The 17,868-nt window shown below is 68.9% G+C and carries 17 protein-coding genes and 1 pseudogene; 12 read left to right on the forward strand and 6 right to left on the reverse strand.

Features of this window, described 5'->3' with window-relative positions; genetic code table 11:
- Nucleotides 1-6 precede the first annotated feature (6 nt).
- A complete protein-coding gene (locus tag QFZ76_RS32755; RefSeq protein ID WP_266434258.1) occupies nucleotides 7-528 on the forward strand; it encodes a DUF4245 domain-containing protein in 522 nt (173 codons plus the stop codon).
- Between the two features lie 115 nt (nucleotides 529-643).
- Here QFZ76_RS32755 and QFZ76_RS32760 read toward each other — a convergent pair whose 3' ends face one another.
- The 3 genes from QFZ76_RS32760 to xseA all read right to left on the reverse strand — a co-directional run bounded on the left by QFZ76_RS32760 (nucleotide 644) and on the right by xseA (nucleotide 2,846).
- The gene (locus QFZ76_RS32760) at nucleotides 644-1,234 is read right to left on the reverse strand and encodes a malonic semialdehyde reductase (protein ID WP_307677074.1); all 591 of its coding nucleotides are present in this window, start codon (nucleotides 1,232-1,234) and stop codon (nucleotides 644-646) included.
- Between the two features lie 151 nt (nucleotides 1,235-1,385).
- Nucleotides 1,386-1,628, reverse strand: a complete 243-nt coding sequence (locus QFZ76_RS32765) for an exodeoxyribonuclease VII small subunit (RefSeq protein WP_307677075.1) — start codon at nucleotides 1,626-1,628, stop codon at nucleotides 1,386-1,388.
- A gap of 9 nt (nucleotides 1,629-1,637) precedes the next feature.
- Nucleotides 1,638-2,846 carry an exodeoxyribonuclease VII large subunit gene (gene xseA, locus QFZ76_RS32770; RefSeq protein WP_307677076.1) on the reverse strand — a complete coding sequence of 403 codons (1,209 nt, stop codon included), beginning with the start codon at nucleotides 2,844-2,846 and terminating at the stop codon, nucleotides 1,638-1,640.
- Nucleotides 2,847-3,010: 164 nt separating this feature from the next.
- On the opposite strand from xseA, the gene QFZ76_RS32775 reads away from it, so the two are divergent.
- A complete protein-coding gene (locus QFZ76_RS32775) occupies nucleotides 3,011-4,027 on the forward strand; it encodes a 4-hydroxy-3-methylbut-2-enyl diphosphate reductase (protein ID WP_307677077.1) in 1,017 nt (338 codons plus the stop codon).
- An 81-nt stretch (nucleotides 4,028-4,108) separates the two neighbouring features.
- Complete coding sequence (ppgK, locus tag QFZ76_RS32780) at nucleotides 4,109-4,855, forward strand: polyphosphate--glucose phosphotransferase (protein ID WP_307677078.1); 747 nt, start codon at nucleotides 4,109-4,111, stop codon at nucleotides 4,853-4,855.
- Nucleotides 4,856-4,887: 32 nt separating this feature from the next.
- Here the strand turns inward: ppgK and QFZ76_RS32785 are convergent, their stop codons facing one another.
- Nucleotides 4,888-5,493: a DUF6542 domain-containing protein gene (locus QFZ76_RS32785; protein ID WP_307677079.1), complete on the reverse strand. Its 606-nt coding sequence runs from the start codon at nucleotides 5,491-5,493 to the stop codon at nucleotides 4,888-4,890.
- 396 nt (nucleotides 5,494-5,889) lie between these two features.
- Between QFZ76_RS32785 and ychF the strand changes: the two genes are divergently transcribed.
- The 3 genes from ychF to QFZ76_RS32800 all read left to right on the forward strand — a co-directional run bounded on the left by ychF (nucleotide 5,890) and on the right by QFZ76_RS32800 (nucleotide 7,714).
- Nucleotides 5,890-6,978 carry a redox-regulated ATPase YchF gene (gene ychF / locus QFZ76_RS32790; RefSeq protein WP_307677080.1) on the forward strand — a complete coding sequence of 363 codons (1,089 nt, stop codon included), beginning with the start codon at nucleotides 5,890-5,892 and terminating at the stop codon, nucleotides 6,976-6,978.
- A gap of 203 nt (nucleotides 6,979-7,181) precedes the next feature.
- Nucleotides 7,182-7,463 carry a type II toxin-antitoxin system Phd/YefM family antitoxin gene (locus tag QFZ76_RS32795; protein WP_066983759.1) on the forward strand — a complete coding sequence of 94 codons (282 nt, stop codon included), beginning with the start codon at nucleotides 7,182-7,184 and terminating at the stop codon, nucleotides 7,461-7,463.
- Nucleotides 7,460-7,714, forward strand: a complete 255-nt coding sequence (locus QFZ76_RS32800) for a Txe/YoeB family addiction module toxin (RefSeq protein ID WP_009321768.1) — start codon at nucleotides 7,460-7,462, stop codon at nucleotides 7,712-7,714. Before QFZ76_RS32795 ends, QFZ76_RS32800 begins: the two co-directional genes overlap by 4 nt.
- 171 nt (nucleotides 7,715-7,885) lie before the next feature.
- On the opposite strand, the gene QFZ76_RS32805 is transcribed toward QFZ76_RS32800, so the two are convergent.
- On the reverse strand, nucleotides 7,886-8,146 hold the full coding sequence (locus QFZ76_RS32805; RefSeq protein ID WP_307677081.1) for a hypothetical protein: 261 nt from the start codon (nucleotides 8,144-8,146) through the stop codon (nucleotides 7,886-7,888).
- A gap of 978 nt (nucleotides 8,147-9,124) precedes the next feature.
- On the opposite strand from QFZ76_RS32805, the pseudogene QFZ76_RS32810 reads away from it, so the two are divergent.
- Nucleotides 9,125-9,169, forward strand: a pseudogene (locus QFZ76_RS32810) (hypothetical protein); the annotation flags it as partial.
- A gap of 211 nt (nucleotides 9,170-9,380) precedes the next feature.
- Here QFZ76_RS32810 and QFZ76_RS32815 read toward each other — a convergent pair.
- Entirely contained in the window at nucleotides 9,381-10,823 is a 1,443-nt protein-coding gene (locus tag QFZ76_RS32815; RefSeq protein ID WP_307677082.1) for a polysaccharide biosynthesis tyrosine autokinase, read from the reverse strand.
- 334 nt (nucleotides 10,824-11,157) lie between these two features.
- Between QFZ76_RS32815 and QFZ76_RS32820 the strand changes: the two genes are divergently transcribed.
- From QFZ76_RS32820 to QFZ76_RS32840, 5 genes are all read left to right on the forward strand, one after another.
- Nucleotides 11,158-12,057, forward strand: a complete 900-nt coding sequence (locus QFZ76_RS32820) for a glutaminyl-peptide cyclotransferase (protein ID WP_307677083.1) — start codon at nucleotides 11,158-11,160, stop codon at nucleotides 12,055-12,057.
- 272 nt (nucleotides 12,058-12,329) lie between these two features.
- The gene (locus tag QFZ76_RS32825; RefSeq protein WP_307677084.1) at nucleotides 12,330-14,063 is read left to right on the forward strand and encodes a DUF4012 domain-containing protein; all 1,734 of its coding nucleotides are present in this window, start codon (nucleotides 12,330-12,332) and stop codon (nucleotides 14,061-14,063) included.
- Nucleotides 14,064-14,190: 127 nt separating this feature from the next.
- A complete protein-coding gene (locus QFZ76_RS32830) occupies nucleotides 14,191-15,327 on the forward strand; it encodes a glycosyltransferase (RefSeq protein WP_307677085.1) in 1,137 nt (378 codons plus the stop codon).
- Nucleotides 15,324-16,304: an NAD-dependent epimerase/dehydratase family protein gene (locus tag QFZ76_RS32835; protein ID WP_307677086.1), complete on the forward strand. Its 981-nt coding sequence runs from the start codon at nucleotides 15,324-15,326 to the stop codon at nucleotides 16,302-16,304. The genes QFZ76_RS32830 and QFZ76_RS32835 overlap by 4 nt, the downstream gene beginning before the upstream one ends.
- 76 nt (nucleotides 16,305-16,380) lie before the next feature.
- Nucleotides 16,381-17,772, forward strand: coding sequence for a lipopolysaccharide biosynthesis protein (locus tag QFZ76_RS32840; RefSeq protein WP_307677087.1), 1,392 nt, complete (start codon nucleotides 16,381-16,383; stop codon nucleotides 17,770-17,772).
- Nucleotides 17,773-17,868: the final 96 nt, after the last annotated feature.

Raw genomic sequence — 17,868 nt, forward strand, 5'->3', positions numbered from 1 at the left:
AGGGACGTGGCAGGTTCGAACGGTAAGCAGAAGACGGTCCGGGACATGATCCTCTCCTTGGGTCTGATCGGGCTCATGGCGGGTGTCATCTACCTCTTCATCCCGCACGACGACTCCGCTCCGGAGATCAAGACGGTCGACTACCGCGTCGAGCTGCTCACGGCGCGCCGGGCGGCCTCCTACCCGGTGGCCGCGCCCGAGGGCCTCTCCTCCGACTGGAAGGCCACCTCCGTCCGCTTCCAGGGCGACAACTTCGACGCCTGGCACCTGGGCTTCCACGCGCCCGACGGGGAGTACGTCCAGGTCGAGCAGTCGACTCAGAAGCCGTCGACGTTCATCGACGAGGCCAGCCAGGGCGCCGAAGCGACGAAGACCACCCAGGAGATCGACGGCCGCACCTGGACGCGCTACACGGGCGGCCGATACGACGCGCTCGTGCACCAGGGCGACGGCGTGACGACGGTGGTGGCGGGCACCGGCACGATCGGCCGGCTGGCGGAGATGGCCGGGGCCCTGAAGATGGCGTGAGCCCCCAGGACGCGAAGAAGGCCCCCGGCATCGCAGCCGGGGGCCTTCTTCTGTGGAGCTATAGAGCTATGGAGCTATGGAGCCATGGAGCTGAGATTCTGTGGATCCGAACCGCTCAGACGGTGGTGACGACCTCGTCGTACGCCAGACGCGGGGAGCGCGGGAACCAGGCGTCCTCGCCCGGGGTGCCGATGTTGACGACCATCAGCGGGGTGTGGTCGTCGTCCAGGAACTCCTTGCGGACACCCTCGAAGTCCAGACCGGTCATCGGACCGGCGGCGAGGCCCGCGGCGCGGATGCCGATGATGAAGTACGCGGCCTGCAGGGCGGCGTTCAGCGTGGCGGCACCCTCACGGGCGGAGCGCTCGCCGAAGAAGACGTCCTTGGCCTGCGGGAAGTGCGGGAAGAGCTCCGGCAGCTCCTCGTGGAACTCGTTGTCCGCGGCGAGGATCGCGACCAGCGGGGCGGTGGCGGTCTTCGGCTGGTTGCCCTCGGCCATGTGCTGGACCAGGCGCTCGCGGGCCTCGGCGGAGCGGACCAGGGTGATGCGCAGCGGGGACTGGTTGAAAGCGGTCGGGCCGTACTTGACCAGGTCGTAGATCGCCTGCACCTGCTCGTCGGTCACCGGCTCGTCGGTGAAGGTGTTCGCGGTACGGGCCTCACGGAACAGGAGGTCCTGGGCGGCGGGGTCAAGAACGATTGACATGCGTGAACCTTCTCGGGGACGTACGTCGGATCCGGAGAAACCGGACCGGCTGACGTCATCGACCGTACGTCAGTGAAGTTCAACCTTCAACAAAAACCGGACCGTGGTGATCCGCCTCACAGGTTCGCCGCACAGCTTCGGATGCCCGGCGCTACTCGGCGGCCTCGGCCCCTCCCCGGTCCGCCTGCTCTTCCTCCTCCGCGAGGGCCGCGTTCAGCCGCGCCCGCGCCCCCTCCAGCCAGCGCCGGCACACCTTCGCCAGTTCCTCGCCCCGCTCCCAGAGCGCCAGGGACTCCTCCAGCGTCGTACCGCCCGCCTCCAGCCGCCGTACGACGTCGATCAGCTCGTCCCGCGCCTGCTCGTACCCGAGCGCCTCGTCCGTCTTGCTGCTCATTCGCCCACCCTATGCATCGACTCGAACCACGAACTCACCCTCGGCGACCCGCGCGCGCAGGACCTCGTCCCCCGTGACCTCGCCCGGGTCCCGGACGACGTGCCCGTCGGTCTTCTGCAGCACCGCGTACCCCCGCTTGAGGGTGGCGGCGGGGGAGAGGCCCACCACGCGTGCGTGCGTGTGCGTCAGCTCGGAGTCGGCGCGGTCGAGGTGATGGCCGAGGGTGCGCCGGCCGCGGTCGAGCAGGGACGCGACCTGGTCGGCCCGTTCGTCGATCATCCGGTGCGGATCCTCTATCACCGGCCGGGCGAGCGCCTGGGCGAGCCCGCGTTCCTCCCGGTCCACGAACGCCTGCACACACCGCCGGGCCCGGTCCCGCAGCAGCCGTACCCGCTCGTACTCCTCGCCGACGTCCGGTACGACCTGCTTCGCGGCGTCGGTCGGGGTGGAGGCGCGCAGGTCGGCGACGTAGTCGAGGAGCGGCGTGTCGGGTTCGTGCCCGATGGCGGACACGACGGGGGTACGGCATTCCGCGACGGTCCTGATGAGCTGCTCGTCGGAGAAGGGCAGCAGGTCCTCCACGCTGCCGCCCCCGCGCGCGACGACGATCACGTCCACCTCGTCGTTCTCGTCGAGCTCCTTCACGGCCTGGACGACCTGCGGTACGGCGTGCACGCCCTGCACGGCCACGTTGCGCACCTCGAAGCGGACGGCCGGCCAGCGGTGCCGGGCGTTCTCCAGCACGTCCCGCTCCGCGGCGGAGGCCCGCCCGCAGACCAGCCCGACGAGCTGGGGCAGGAAGGGCAGCGGCTTCTTCCGCTCGGCCGCGAACAGTCCCTCGGCGGTGAGGGCCTTCTTCAACTGCTCGAGCCGCGCGAGCAGCTCGCCGACGCCGACGGGCCTGATCTCGGCGGCCCGCAACGACAGTTGCCCCCGCGGGGCGTACCACTCGGGCTTCGCGAGGACGACGACCCGCGCGCCCTCGCTGACGACATCGGCGACGGAGTCGAACACCTGGCGATAACAGGTGACGCCGACGGAGATGTCGTACGACGGATCACGCAACGTCAGAAACACGACCCCCGCGCCCGGCCGCCGCGACAACTGGGTGATCTGCCCCTCCACCCACACGGCCCCGAGCCGGTCGATCCACCCCCCGATGAGCCGCGAGACCTCACCGACGGGCAGGGGCGTCTCGGGCGACGTGTTGACAGCCATGCCGCGAGGGTAACGGCCCGGTACGACAACGCCCCGTCACTGAGGGCTCCGCCCCCAGATCCCCGGGCCTATGCGCGGCGGGGGCGAAACCGCCCGGGTCACCACCCGTCTCACCACCAACCCGGCACACACGCGATCTTTGACCCGCCGTACGCGGCCTTACGATGGGGGGCATGACTGCTTCGCCTGGCCGCCGTGTCCTGCTCGCCGCCCCCCGTGGCTACTGCGCGGGTGTGGACCGCGCCGTGATCGCCGTCGAGAAAGCCCTGGAGCAGTACGGCGCTCCGGTCTACGTCCGGCACGAGATCGTCCACAACAAGTACGTCGTGCAGACCTTGGAGAAGAAGGGCGCCATCTTCGTCGAACAGACGGAAGAGGTGCCTCCGGGCAACATCGTCATGTTCTCCGCGCACGGCGTCGCACCGACCGTCCACGACGAGGCCAAGCAGGGCCGGCTCGCCACCATCGACGCGACCTGCCCGCTGGTCACCAAGGTCCACAAGGAGGCCGTCCGCTTCGCGGGCGAGGACTACGACATCCTCCTGATCGGGCACGAGGGCCACGAGGAGGTCATCGGCACCTCCGGCGAGGCCCCCGAGCACATCCAGCTCGTCGACGGCCCCGAGGACGTCGCCAAGGTCGAGGTCCGTGACGAGTCGAAGGTCGTCTGGCTGTCCCAGACCACCCTGTCCGTCGACGAGACCATGGAGACCGTCGACGCCCTGAAGGAGAAGTTCCCGCAGCTCATCTCCCCGCCCAGCGACGACATCTGCTACGCCACGCAGAACCGTCAGCTCGCGGTGAAGCAGATGGGCGCCGAGGCCGAGCTGGTGATCGTCGTCGGCTCCCGCAACTCCTCCAACTCCAAGCGGCTCGTCGAGGTCGCCAAGCTCGCCGGCTCCCGCGAGGCCTACCTCGTGGACTTCGCCGACGAGATCGAGGAGGCGTGGCTGGAGGGCGTGTCCACGGTCGGCGTCACCTCCGGCGCCTCCGTGCCGGAGATCCTGGTCGAGCAGGTTCTGGAGTGGCTGTCGCAGCGCGGGTTCGAGGACGTCGAGCTGGTCAGGGCGGCGGAGGAGTCCATCACCTTCTCGCTGCCGAAGGAGCTGCGCCGCGATCTGCGCGAGGAGGCGGCGGCGCTGATGAAGCAGCGTGCCGCAGCCGGTGGCGAAGGTGTGTGAGAGCTGTGTGAGAGCGGCTCGGCCGCGCTGTGAACGCACCTCGGCGGAGTGACTGTAAGTCGTCCGTCGTAACGTAGGGCCATGCAGATCTTCGGCGTGGACATCGGTGGATCCGGGATCAAGGGCGCCCCTGTGGACCTGGACAGGGGCGACCTGGCGGACGAGCGTTACAAGGTGCTGACTCCGCACCCGGCGACCCCGGAAGGAGTGGCCGACGGCGTCAAGCAGGTCGTCGACCACTTCGGCTGGACCGGGCCGGTCGGGCTCACCTTCCCGGGCGTGGTCACCGGCGGCGCCACGATCCGTACGGCGGCAAACGTCGACAAGAGCTGGATCGACAAGGACGCGGGCGCGTTGTTCAGCGGCCGCCTGGGCGGCCTGCCGGTGACGGTGGTCAACGACGCGGACGCGGCGGGCGTCGCGGAGATGAACTTCGGCGCCGGCCAGGGCCGCAAGGGCACCGTCGTCCTCCTCACCTTCGGCACCGGCATCGGCAGCGCCCTCTTCGTCGACGGCGTCCTCGTCCCCAACACCGAGCTGGGTCACCTGGAGCTGCACGGCCACGACGCGGAGAAGCGCGCCTCCAGCAAGGCCAAGGAGGACGAGGAACTGACGTGGGAGCACTGGGCCCACCGCGTCCAGAGGTACCTCGCCCACGTCGAGATGCTCTTCTCGCCGGAGCTGTTCATCATCGGCGGCGGCGTCAGCCGCAAGTCACAGAAGTTCCTGCACCACATCGAGGACATCAAGGCGGAGATCGTCCCGGCGCAGCTGCTGAACAACGCGGGGATCGTGGGGGCGGCGATGCACGCGGTGAAGGGAAGCTAGACCTCTTCGAGGCCGGGCCGGGCCGAGCCGGGTCAGACGGGCGGACGGTTTCTGGTGGACCGGCGGTTCATCAGGCGAATCTTCCGCACCGTCGCGATCGAGCCGGCGACCAGCGTGCCCCCGTACAGCCACCCGGCCTGTGTGGCGAGTGCGGTGAAGAGGCCCATCAGGCGACCGCTGACGCCCTGCCCGCTCTCGGCCACGGGGAGGAGCCCCACGGCGAAGGCGATCGGTACGACGATGGGCGCGGTCAGCAGATCGCCCCGCCGGATCCAGACGGCGGTCACGACGCACACCGGCAGGAACAGCACGCCGTACACCGTGAGCGACGCCCCGAACAGCAGCTGGTCGAGGCAGCCGAGCGCGAACATCAGAGCCCCGCAGAACAGCCCGCCGCCGAGCCCGGTGAGCCGGGGATTGGGCATCCGCCGTACGGCCTGGACGATCGGCGGCGGCCCGGTCGGCCGTACCGCTGCTGCTGCCGCCGCTGTCGGCCGCCGCGGCGTCCCGCCTGCCCGCGCCGCCGACGAACCGGTTCTGCCGGCCCCGGCACCGCCCCGAGCCGCCTGCGGAGGCAGGGGCGGCGGCACACCGCGTCGCGTTCCGTCGTGCGGGGTTCGTGTCCTGTGTTGCTCCACTGCACCAACTTAGGTCGGTTTATGTGCCGAATCGGCCCTCAGACACGCCGTCGACCGGACCTTGGCCAAGCGTTCGATACGTCGCCGGTGCGGGTGCGGGTACGCCGTAGACTGGTGGATCGGCCCCCTGGGCCCTGTCGTCACATTCCCGCCTGCCCCGCGGCGCCATCGCACGCACGCTCGCCGCACCGGGCGCAGACCCGCGTACCACCAGTACGAGGGCCCGCGCCCGGCGCACCGAGACCACGCTCCCACAGCCACATCAGCCGCTACCGCGGCGGGCGCGGGGCCCGCCTCCGGGCGGACGACGGGCATGTGACGACAGGGCCCAGGGCCCGCCGCCGGGGGCCCGCCCCCGGTCCTCACGCCAGCCCTCTCACTCCGGGAAGTCGCACCGTGTCGCTCACGATCGGAATCGTCGGACTGCCGAATGTCGGCAAGTCGACCCTGTTCAACGCCCTGACCAAGAACGACGTGCTGGCGGCCAACTACCCGTTCGCCACGATCGAGCCGAACGTCGGTGTGGTCGGCGTCCCCGACGCCCGTCTGGGCAAGCTGGCGGAGATCTTCGGCTCCCAGCGCATCCTCCCGGCGACGGTCGACTTCGTCGACATCGCGGGCATCGTGAAGGGCGCCTCCGAGGGCGAGGGCCTGGGCAACAAGTTCCTCGCGAACATCCGTGAGTCCGACGCGATCTGCCAGGTCATCCGCGCCTTCAAGGACGAGAACGTCGTCCACGTGGACGGCAAGGTCTCGCCCAAGGACGACATCGAGACGATCAACACCGAGCTGATCCTCGCGGACCTCCAGACGATCGAGAAGGTCCTGCCGCGCCTCCAGAAGGAGTCGCGCATCAAGAAGGACGTCGGTCCGAAGGTCGCGGCGGTCGAGGAGGCGAAGGACATCCTGGAGAGGGGCGACACCCTCTTCTCGCAGGGCATCGTCCAGGGCTCCGGCAACGAGGAGCTGCTGCACGACCTGCACCTCCTCACCACCAAGCCCTTCCTCTACGTCTTCAACGTCGACGAGGACGAACTGGTCGACGACGACTTCAAGGCCGAGCAGCGCGCCCTGGTCGCCCCCGCCGAGGCGATCTTCCTCAACGCCAAGCTGGAGGCGGACCTCGCCGAGCTCGACGAGGAGGACGCCATGGAGCTCCTCCAGTCCGTCGGCACCGAGGAGCCCGGCCTCACCACCCTGGCCCGCGTCGGCTTCAACACCCTCGGCCTCCAGACCTACCTGACGGCCGGCCCCAAGGAATCCCGCGCCTGGACCATCAAGAAGGGCGCCACCGCCCCCGAGGCCGCCGGAGTCATCCACACCGACTTCCAGAAGGGCTTCATCAAGGCGGAGGTCATCTCCTTCCACGACCTGGTGGAGACCGGTTCGGTGGCGGAGGCCCGCGCGAAGGGCAAGGCGCGGATGGAGGGCAAGGACTACGTCATGCAGGACGGGGATGTGGTGGAGTTCCGGTTCAACGTTTAGGCGCAAATCCACCACGTCGCCTTTGTTAAATGCGCAGGCCAGAAGGGTCCGACTCGTCGGAGTCGGGCCCCTGGCTCTTTCCCGTGCTGGGATGATGCTGGGATGGTGCTGGGATTTCTGACGGGTTGTCACTCATTTAGCTTCGCTTCGGGCGGCCATTAGTGGTACGTTATTCGGTACCACTTGGTAGAGGGAGTCAATCCATGTCGATAACTGCGAGCGAAGCCCGCAAGGCTCTCTTTCCGCTGATCAAGAAGGTCAACGACGATCACGAGGCCATCGAGATCGTGTCCAAGCATGGCAACGCCGTACTCGTCTCGGCAGAGGACTACGCGGCGCTGCGCGAGGGCTCGTACCTGCTGCGCTCGCCTGCGAACGCACGTCGCCTGCTCAAGGCGTACGAGAATGCCCTGGGCAACATCAACGTCTCGGAGCGCGAGCTGATTGATCCCGATGCGGCGGATCCTGCTGAGGGTGCTGCGTGAGGCTTGTCTTCGAGGATCAGGGCTGGGAAGACTACACGTCCTGGCTCAAGAACGACCGCAAGATGCTCGCTCGGATCAACAAGCTCATCGAGGACGTCAAGCGTGACCCCTTCACGGGGATCGGCAAGCCCGAGCCGCTCAAGTACCACTTGCCCGGTGCGTGGTCGAGGCGGATCGATGACGAGCATCGCCTCGTCTACCTGGTCACGGACAAAGAGATCGTGATCCTCGCAGCCCGCTATCACTACTGACCGCGGGGTTGTCCGTGCTGGGTTGCCGCTCTCGTGCCGGAATGATGCTGGGGGGGGCGATCGAAGCGGAGGTTTCCGCAGGGAGAGGCCAGGGCCTGACGGGTAGACTCCAGGTGATCCAACACGGGCCATACCCATGACATGCTGCATGCACTACTGGGTTTCCTCGCCTCAGGCGCTAACCCACCGCGCCATACCTTCAAAGGCGTCGAGCGTGCGGCTGTGTCCCGGACCGAACCAGGCGCTGCAGTCCCGACCGAGCCGGTCGTACAGTTCGGCGGCTCCGCGCACGTCACCGCTATGCCCAGTGAGGTCGGCAAGTTCCATGCGCGCAGCGATGACCAGAGCATGGTCCTGGCCGTGCTTCCAGATAAGCCGTCGTACCGTGAGTTCGGCAGCGCTCAGTTGATCGGCGAAGCCGTTGTCGCACATGGATGCGCCCGGCCCTGGAGAGGGGCCGTCAGCACGTCGCTCTGCTCCGGACGCATCGAGGTCCCGCTCGATCTCCTTGATCGCGTGGACGACCGCGCGCGCGTTGTGAGGCCGATGCTGGGGATCCTTGGCGTGTCAGTCCCGCCATGGTGCACGCCTGCTTCGAGTACCTCACCGGCGGCGAGTATCCACGAGGACAGGCTGGGCACTGAATGCTCCTGGTCCAGTTGCACGGCGCGGACTCCGGGCAGCCATGGGCGCCGGTGGGGGCCCGTCGCATGCTCGGCCGTGCCGGGAAACGCGCCGGTCCCGGGGTCGTGAAGCCCCACGCATTCCGGCACAGCTTTACTTCCGCAGTTCTCGACGCCGCCGAGGCAACCTGCTGATTGCCCGGGATGCCGGCGGCTGGGCCTCGGCCGCATGGTCGATGAGGTCTACGGTCACGTCGACGTCCATGACCCCGCCTTCGACGCCGCGCTCCGCACGGTCTGGGGTGAGGTCAAGTGAGGGCGCCGTCCCCGCTGTTGCAGGAAGCCCGCACACGACTGGACCGGCTGAAGGTGCTCACCGCGCTGATCGGCGGGCCCGAGTTCGACCCGGTGCTGCGCGGCGGGGTGCTGAAGATCCCGCCGGCTCACCCGGTCTATCCGTGGAACTGCACGGTCTCCGACTGCGCGCGGTCGCGCTGGCGGCGCTACGCGATGTGCTCGGTGCACGCCGACCAGTGGCAGGAGGCGGAGGCGCGCGGGATGAGCCGGTCTCATTTCCTGCGGGCGGCGGAACCGCTGCTGGCCGCCGAGGCGCCGAAGGAGTTGATGTGCCGGATCTGCCCGCAGCGGCCAGCGTTCAGCCTGCAGCTGGTGCTGTGCTTCCGGCACCGCAACCGGTGGCTGAGCCACCTGAAGCGGCACCCCGGCGGGCGTGTGCATCCGGTCGACCTACCTCGCCGGCGGCTACACCACCATGTCCGGCGCCTCCATGGCCGCGCCGTACGTGGCGGGCGGCGCTGCGCTGTACCGGGCCACTCACCCGACCGCATCGCCCCAGACCGTCAACGCGGCCCTGAGAACGCGGGCAGCCTCGACTGGTCCCGGCCGTCGCAGGACGGGGACGCCGTCAAGGAGAGCCTCCTCGGGGTGTCCCCGGGTCTGGCCCGTACTGACCAGCCGCCAGCGCGGCAGTCCTCGGCACCCGCCGAGGTGCGCTGCCGCACGTCAGACCAGCAGCCCTCGGCTCATTTCTCACCCGCGAGGTCCGCCACGGTGGCCTCCTTCTGATGGGCCGACAAACGGGGCGAGGGCAGTTCGCCATACGCCCCGTAGGTGCCGTAGCGGTCGCCCTTCGGCGGCACGGCCATGTTGAAGACGGTGCCGAGCACGCGGCCGCCCACCCGTTCCAGCGCATCTGTGGCGGTGCGGACCTGGTCACGGCTGGTCTTCGAGGCCCGGACGACGAGCAGCGTGCCCTGGGCCAGCGAGGCAAGTCCGAGGGTGTCGGCTACCGGCAGCAGCGGCGCCGTGTCGACGATGACCGCCTCGTACCTGTTCGCCAGGTCATGCAGGACTTCGTTCATACGGGCCGAGGCAAGCAACTCGGTGGGGTTCGGCGGCACGGCACCGCCGGCGAGCACCGAGAGCCCGTTGCCGACCTGTTGCATCACTTCCTCGACTCGGGCCTGCCCGATGAGCACGGTGGTCAGTCCGGCGTCCTGGACGAGGCCGAAGGTCCTGGCCACGCACGGGCGGCGTAGGTCGGCGTCCACGAGGCAGGTGGAGACACCCGCCTCGGCCAGGGAGAGGGCCAGGTTCACCGAGGTGCTTGTCTTGCCCTCGCCGGGCACCGAACTGGTCACCATGATGATCCGGGGACGGTCGTCGACCTGGGCGAACTGCAGATTGGTGCGCAGCTTGCGGAACGCCTCGGCGCGCTGGGAGTGACTGTCGGCGGTGATGAGTGGTTGTGCGGGGGCGCTCTTGTCGTACGGAATGGCCCCGAGGCCCGGCAGACCGGTGAGCTCGGAGAGCGCCTGGCTGGTCTTGAGGGTGGTGTCGAGGGTCTCACGCAGGACGACGAGTCCGGCGGCGAGCAGCAGTCCGGCGAGCGCCCCGCCGGCCAGGTTGAGCAACGGGCGCGGCGAGACGGGATCGGCGGGCGCGACCGCGTACTGGGTGACGCCCAGCGAGACAGGTGAGACGGGGTCAGGCGCATCTTGTTCGCGCGCCGCCGCCTGGTCCGGCATAGGTGTCTCCAGCCGCTCCACGACGGCGCTGAAAGACGCCGCGACGGCGTTGACGACGTTCGCGGCACGCTCGGGGTCGGTGTCCCGGACGGTGATGTTGATGAGCACTGTGTTGAGCGGGGCCTCGGCGGTGATCCGGGACGTCAGCTCTTCCGGTGTGGTGCGCAGCTTCAGCTCACGCACCACGGGCCCGGCCACCTGGCGGGTCGGCACGATGGCGGCGTACGACTGCACCCGCGCCTGCGAGAAGCTCTGTCCCTGGCTCAGCTGAGTGGTGTCCTCACCGGTGTGGGTGGCGACGAAGAGCTGCGTCCTGGCCTCGTAGACGGCGGTGCTGCATGCCGTGACGACGACCGCAGCGCCGATCGCGAGGGCCAAGCAGACCGCGACGGTCAACCAGCGTCTGGCAAGAGCCTTCAGGAATCCGTGGAGATCCAAGCTGCACCCCTTATAAGACCGAGGAAAACACCCAAAGGGTGGGTTTGTTCCCTATGTACACGGGTGAACATAGGGGCTCGAACGTCTCAATCCGGGGAGCCACCCCAATATCGGTCCGGCCAACAGCCCTGGAGGCAGACACTCTGTCCGTGCCACACCTGTCAGGGGTCGGTGTTGCTGCCATGGCGGAGCGCGTCACACCATCCGGCGACCTCCTGGCACGCCACACCCTCCGGCAGCCGGACACCGCATTCGTCCGTGTATCCATGTCTCGGTCCAAGGCTCCGGCGTCTCACCGCGCCTGGTTCGAACTCGACCGAGGAGAGTGGAGAAAATGACGACATTGCCGAGACTGCGGGCTGTTCCGACATCAGCGATGGGAGCGCTGCTCATCTGCTGCATGTCCTGCACGGCGGGGGACGCAGCGGAAGGCCGCACCTCTGGTCCGGCCACCGAGACCCACGCCGACGGCGCCCCGGCGCCCGAGTCGGCACCCGCGGACGGTGTCGACCGGTTGCGGGCCAAGGTACTCGAGGTCCTGCCGCACGATCCGCAGGCCTTCACCCAGGGACTGGAGATGGCCGGTGACACGCTGTACGAAGGCACTGGTCTGGCCGGGCGGTCGTCGGTACGGGCGGGCCCACCCGGCAGTCGGCCCACGGCCCGTGTGGATATGCCCGCGCCGTTGTTCGGCGAGGGGATCACCGTCCTCGGCCGGACGCTCTGGCAGCTGACCTGGCGGAACAGGATCGCCGTCGAGCGCGATGCGACGACACTGGAGGAGGTACGCCGCGTCCCGTACCCCGACGAGGGCTGGGGGGTGTGCCACCAGCGGTCCAGGAACAGGCTGGTGACGAGCGACGGTTCGTCCCGGCTGACGTTCCGGCACCCGAAGACGCTCGCGAAGACGGGCGACATCGGTGTCACGGAGAACGGGCGACCGGTGGCGAAGCTGAACGAACTGGAATGCGTCGGCGACGCCGTGTACGCCAACGTCCTGTTCACCGAACGGATCGTACGCATCGACCCCGCCACCGGTGCGGTGAAGGCGAGCATCGATGCCACAGGGCTGCTGCGTGAGAACGAACGCGTGAACGGTTCCGTCCTGAACGGCGTGGCGGCCGTCCCCGGCGCCAACCAGTTCCTGATCACCGGCAAGTTCTGGCCCAAGATGTTCCGCGTGGTGTTCAGTCCCGCGACGAGCTCACCCGGCAGGGGCCCGGAGGAGGAGTGAGCACCACACCATCAGGTGACTTCCTGCAACACCGGTCTGCTCGGCAGCCGGACACTCCGTTCGTCCATGTATCCATGTCTCGGTCAAAGGCTTGTGCCACATCACCGCCTGACTTGGACTCACTCGAGAAGAGTGGAGAACATGACGACGTTGCCGAGTGGGGGGACATGACGGAGCGACAAGTGCCCGCCGTTCCAGGGAATCCCGGTCCTGCCCGAAGCCTCTTCCGCCTGCGCGGATCCGGTCGGCGTCGTTCGGTCAGGAACGCGCTGTTGGCCGCCGCCACGCTGTGCGTGGCCGGCGCCGCCTGGATCGGGGTCACCGGGCTGCTCGCCCGCTCCGAGCTGCTGAACGTGGAGCGAGAGCTTTCAGCGCTCAAGCAATCCGTCATGAGCTCGTCGGGGAACGTCGCCCCGGCGAGCCCGGAGAAAGCGATGCAGAGCGCGGCGGCGCATGCCGCCCGGGCACACCAACTCACCACCGGGCCTGCCTGGTACATGGCTTCGCACGTGCCGTATCTGGGCCGGCCCGTCACCACGGTTCGCGGCATCGCCCAAGCCGCCGACCGACTGACCGGTGACGTACTGCCGCCGATGGTGGAACTCGTAGCGCAGCCGACCGACGATGTCCGCCACACCGGGCTACTGGCCCTGCTGTCCGAACTCCGCGGCACGGCCCCGGCGCTGGAGCAGGCCGCACGGGCTGCCGCCGACACTCGCACTCTCGCCGATGGGCTGCCTCGTACGTCCTGGGTGCCGGGTCTCGATCGGGCGCGTGCCCAGCTGGTCTCTCAGCTCCAACAGACGGCCCCCGCCATGGCCGAGATGGCTGTGGCGGGCCGCGTGCTTCCCTCCATGTTGGGAGTGGACGGCCCGCGGCGCTACATCGTCGTGTTCCAGAACACCGCCGAAGCGAGAGGCACAGGAGGCCTCCCCGGAGCCTTCGCCGTACTGACAGCCGCTCAGGGAAGGCTGCAGTTCGAGACCTTCGGCACCGACACCATGCTGGCCAATGTGCGCCCCGCCGTCGACCTGGGAGCCGAGTACCGAGCTCAGTACGGCGCCATGGACCCCACCGGCACCTGGGCCAACTCGAACGTCAGCCCCCATTTCCCCTACGCGGCCCGCATCTGGACGGCCGTGTGGAGCAAGTACAGCGGACAGCAGGTGGAGGGTGCGGCCGCCGTGGATCCCAGCGCTCTGGCGAGGCTTCTGCAGGCGACGGGCCCGGGCCGACTGCCCGACGGTACGGCGCTCACGGCCGACAACGTACTGGACCTCACCGAGCGCACCGGTTATGCCCGCTTCGCCGACAGCCGGGAGCGCAAGGCGTTCCTCCTCGGTGTCGCCCGAGCCGCAGCCGCCAGGTTCACAGGTGCCTTGAGCACCCCTGAGCAGCTGCCGGAACTCCTCAAGGCGACCTACGACATCACGCAACAAGGACGCCTGAAAGTGTGGAGCGCCGAGAGTCGGGAACAAAGTTTGCTGCAGAAACACCCCCTGGCCGGGGCATTGCCGTCGCAGCCCGGACCGATCGCGGGAGTGGTGGTCAACAACGCCGCGGGCGGCAAGCTCGATTACTACCTGGAGCGGAAGCTGCACTGGATTCCCGGCAACTGCACTCCGCACGGACGAAAGGTCACCGCGCGAGTCACACTCGACAACCGGGCCCCCGCGTCGGGGCTCCCCCCTTATGTCACTCAGCGTGTCGACAAGCCGCCGTACCTCACCCGGCCCGGTGACAACCGCGTGCTCGTCTCCTACTACGCCAGCTCGGGCGCACACCTGACCGGCGCCACCCTGGACGGTCACCGAGTCACCGTAGGCAGCAGCGTCGAACGCGGCCACGCCGTCTACACGCTGGATGTGGAACTGCCCGCGCAGAGCAGCCGTACGCTGACGCTCGACCTCCTGGAACCGATCAGCAACCGCACCCCGGCGCTGCTGGACCAGCCGCTGGTCACGCCGACGCGCGCCCGCCTGGAGGCCGTGTCCGTCTGCGAATAGACGCAACGAGCTCCCCGCGATCGGGCACCCGGCCTCGGCCGGAACATTCTTCAGCCGGCGCTCATTCGAATTCCGAAAAGCGAGGTCACCGTCTATGCGTCTCCGCGTCATAAGAGTCATCGCCAGGATGAACATCGGTGGACCTGCCCTACAGATTTCCGCCCTGATGCGCGGCCTGGACACCGAGCGTTTCGACCACCGGCTGTTCGCCGGTTCCGTGGGACCGGACGAAGCGGACTACATCGAAAAGTCGGCCACCGATGTCGCGGTGTCCCGTGTGCCCTTCCTGGGGCGAGCGGTGCGACCCACTGATGACGTCCGGGCTCTTCGGGAACTCGTCGCGGCAATGCGGCAATTCCGTCCGCACATTGTTCACACGCACACGGCCAAAGCCGGGGCGCTCGGGCGTATCGCGGCGATCACGGCCCGCGTCCCCGCCCGGGTGCACACGTTTCACGGGCATCTGCTGCACGGCTACTTCTCACCCCGGAAGACCAGACTGGTCGTACACGCCGAGCGACGGCTGGCACGGGGCACCGACCGGCTGGTGGCGGTCGGCGAACGAGTGCGCGACGAACTCCTCGCCGCAGGAATCGGCCGGACGGAACAGTACGCGGTGGTGCCGCCCGGCACCCTGCTCCCCAGCCCGCCGGAGCGTTCCGAGGCCCGGCGCATGCTGGGCCTCCCCCAGGACGCCCCGGTGGTGGCCTACGTCGGCCGGGTGACGCAGATCAAACGGCCGGACCGCTTCCTGGCCGTCTCGCAGGAGGTACGTCGCGCGGTTCCCGAGGCCCACTTTCTGATGTGCGGGGAAGGCGACCTGGGACCCGCCCTGCAGCAGAACCCCGGCCTGGACGGTGCTCTCCACCGCCTGGGCTGGCGCACCGACGTGGAGACCGTGTACGCGGCGGCGGACGTTGTCCTGCTCACCTCCGACAACGAGGGGACGCCGGTCAGCCTCATCGAGGCGGGCCAAGCGGGGGTGCCCGTGGTGGCCACCGACGTGGGCAGCGTGGCGGAGGTCGTACGGGACGGGGAGACCGGGCTGCTGTGCGGACCGCACGTCCCGCAGCTGACCCGCCACACCGTGCGTCTCCTTCGTGACCCGCGCCTGCGTCACGACATGGGCGAGCGCGCCCGCTCCTGGACCACGCGCCGCTTCGGCGCGGAGCGCCTGGTCGACGACACCCACCGCCTCTACGCCTCCATCGCCGTGGCGCATGGCTGGTGGCCGCCTACTCCGACAGAGGGTGAAGGGAAATGAACGTAGTAGTCACCGGCGGAGCCGGATTCATCGGCGCGAACCTGTGCCGTGAACTCTCCACCCGTCCCGGAGTCGGGCGGATCACCGCCCTGGACGATCTCAGCACCGGCAGCGCGGCCAATCTCAAGGGCGTCGACGCGGAACTGGTGGAAGGCAGCATCCTCGACACCGATCTGCTGGACGACGTGGTCTCCGCTGCGGACGCCGTGGTGCACCTGGCCGCGCGCCCGTCCGTCCCCCGCTCCCTCGCTGACCCCTTCGCCAGCCACGAAGTCAACGCCACCGGCACCGTACGAGTGCTGGAGGCGTGCCGCCGCCGAGGCACTCATCTGGTCGCCGCTTCCTCCTCGTCCGTTTACGGAGCGGTCCCCACGCTGCCCAAGCACGAGGACCTGCCGACCCGCCCTCTCAGTCCCTACGCCGCAAGCAAGCTCGCCACGGAGGCGTACGTACTCGCGCACGGAGCCAGTTTCGGCCTCCCCGTGCTCGCGCTGCGCTTCTTCAACGTGTACGGACCGCTCCAGCCCGCGGGGCACGCCTATGCCGCGGTCGTCCCCGCGTTCATCGACGCCATGCTGCGCGGAGCACCGGTGACCGTCCACGGCGACGGTCTGCAGACGCGTGACTTCACATATGTCGGCACCGTTGTCCGGGTCCTGGCTGACGCCGTGCTCCACCAGGTCACCTGCGCCGGTCCCGTGAACCTGGCCTTCGGTACCCGGGTCTCCATCCGCGAGCTCATCCAGCGCCTCGCCACGGCGGTGGGAGGTCCACCGCCCACAGTGGAACACCTGGCAGCCCGTCCCGGAGATGTCCGTGACTCCCAGGCCGCCGACGGCGTGCTGCGTGGCCTCTTCCCCGATGTCACCCCGGTGCCGCTGGACCACGGGCTGGCGGACACGGTGCGGTGGTTCCGCGGGCTTCCGGAGTACGCGGCGCGGTCAGCCGGCGAACCGGCTGGTGCCGGTGTGCTCTGACCCCGACAACCGCACGCCGGCCTGTGAAACCGCCGATGCCGCACGGCCACATCCGGAGGGAGCGCGACGAGGTCCTGTGAAGGAGACCCAGCGACAGCAACACGCCGGGCCGGGGTGGAAACGGCGGTCGTGGCAGAGGCATCTGCGGACCTTCGGCTCGCTCACGGCCGCCGGTCAGATCGAGTCGGCCCTGTCGTTCGCCACCACCGCGGCTCTGGTCAGAATGGGCGGCGGCGCCGGGGCGGGAGAGGTGCTGTTCGCCCAGGCGGTGGCATCAATCTGGTTCCTGTTGTGGGATCCGCGCTTCGAGGACGCGCAGCAGCGGTTCGTCCCCGCCGAGCGGCTTCGAGGCCATGGCCGCGGAACCCGGCTGTATATCCGGCTGCTCCGGCTGGATGTCGCGGCCGGGGTGCTGGCGACGATGGCGGGAGTAGTCGCGGTGATGGCCGCCTCCGCCACCGGATGGGTTTCCGGCGATCGATTCTGGCTGTTCCTGCTGGCCATGCTGGCTGCCGGGGCGGCCACTCCTTCCGGGAGCGCATCGTCCGGTTTCGCGATCGCCGACCAGCTGGCCCGACTGGGCGCCATCCGTCTGGTTCTCGCCGTCGTCGGTTGCCTGGGCACGCTTGCGGTCCTGCTGGTGGCCGGCCCGATCGGCTACCTCGCGGCAACCGTGGTCATGGCGTTGGTGTCCACATCCGTGCTGACCACCAGTGCCTGCCGACGGGTGCGCGAAGCATGCGGCTCGCCCGCTGTCGGCCCTGCCGCGATGCCCATCGGCCTGGTGCCCTTCCTGGTGAAGAGTTCGGCGGCAGGGTCCGTCTCATTGGCCTCGGACACCGGTATCTCCGTTCTGGCCGGACTGCTCGGCGGTCCGACGCTCGTGACGTACCTGAGGATTGCCTCCGCACCGGGCCGCCTCTTCTCGAGTTTCGTGAGCCCGGTGGCGACGCAGCTCTACCCTCGTCTGGCGCAGGCTGGCGCCGAGGGGCGCCGTGCGGCGGTGGTGCGCGACACCCTGCGCTGCAGTGCATTGATCGGGAGTATCGGGGTCATCGCCGTCGTCATCGCCACGCCCCTGGTGGGCCCGCTGTTGACCTTGGTCTACGGCCATGAGTACGTGATGTTGTCGACAACCGCCGTGGTGCTGGTGGCCGGAGCTGCGCTGCGCGGCGGCGTGGTCTGGGGGAAGGTGCTGCCGCCAGCCCTGGGCTTCCCAGGCGTCCGACTGGCCTTCCTGACCGTCGAAGGTCTCTGCCAGTTGGGAGTTCTGGTCGGCGTCACCCAGATCTGGGCCGGCGCGTCACTCGTGGCGCTGACCTTCGCCTGGGGCTCCCTGGGCCTACTGGCTCTGAGCACGGTCGGCTGGTTCGTCGTGCTGTGGTTCCTCACCCGGACCCTGCCCGGTGCGGACACCCCGGCTTCGCCACGCCAGATGAAGGCGTCGGCGGACAGCTCATGCGCATGAGCACTCGGGCGGGACAGAGACCGGCGTCTGTCGGGACAGGCACCGCAATCCCTGCTCGCCCCCTGCTCACGGGTGAACGGCCGACCACCGGCGGTG

The sequence above is a fragment of the Streptomyces sp. V4I2 genome (assembly GCF_030817655.1).
Classification (GTDB): Bacteria; Actinomycetota; Actinomycetes; order Streptomycetales; family Streptomycetaceae; genus Streptomyces; species Streptomyces plumbiresistens.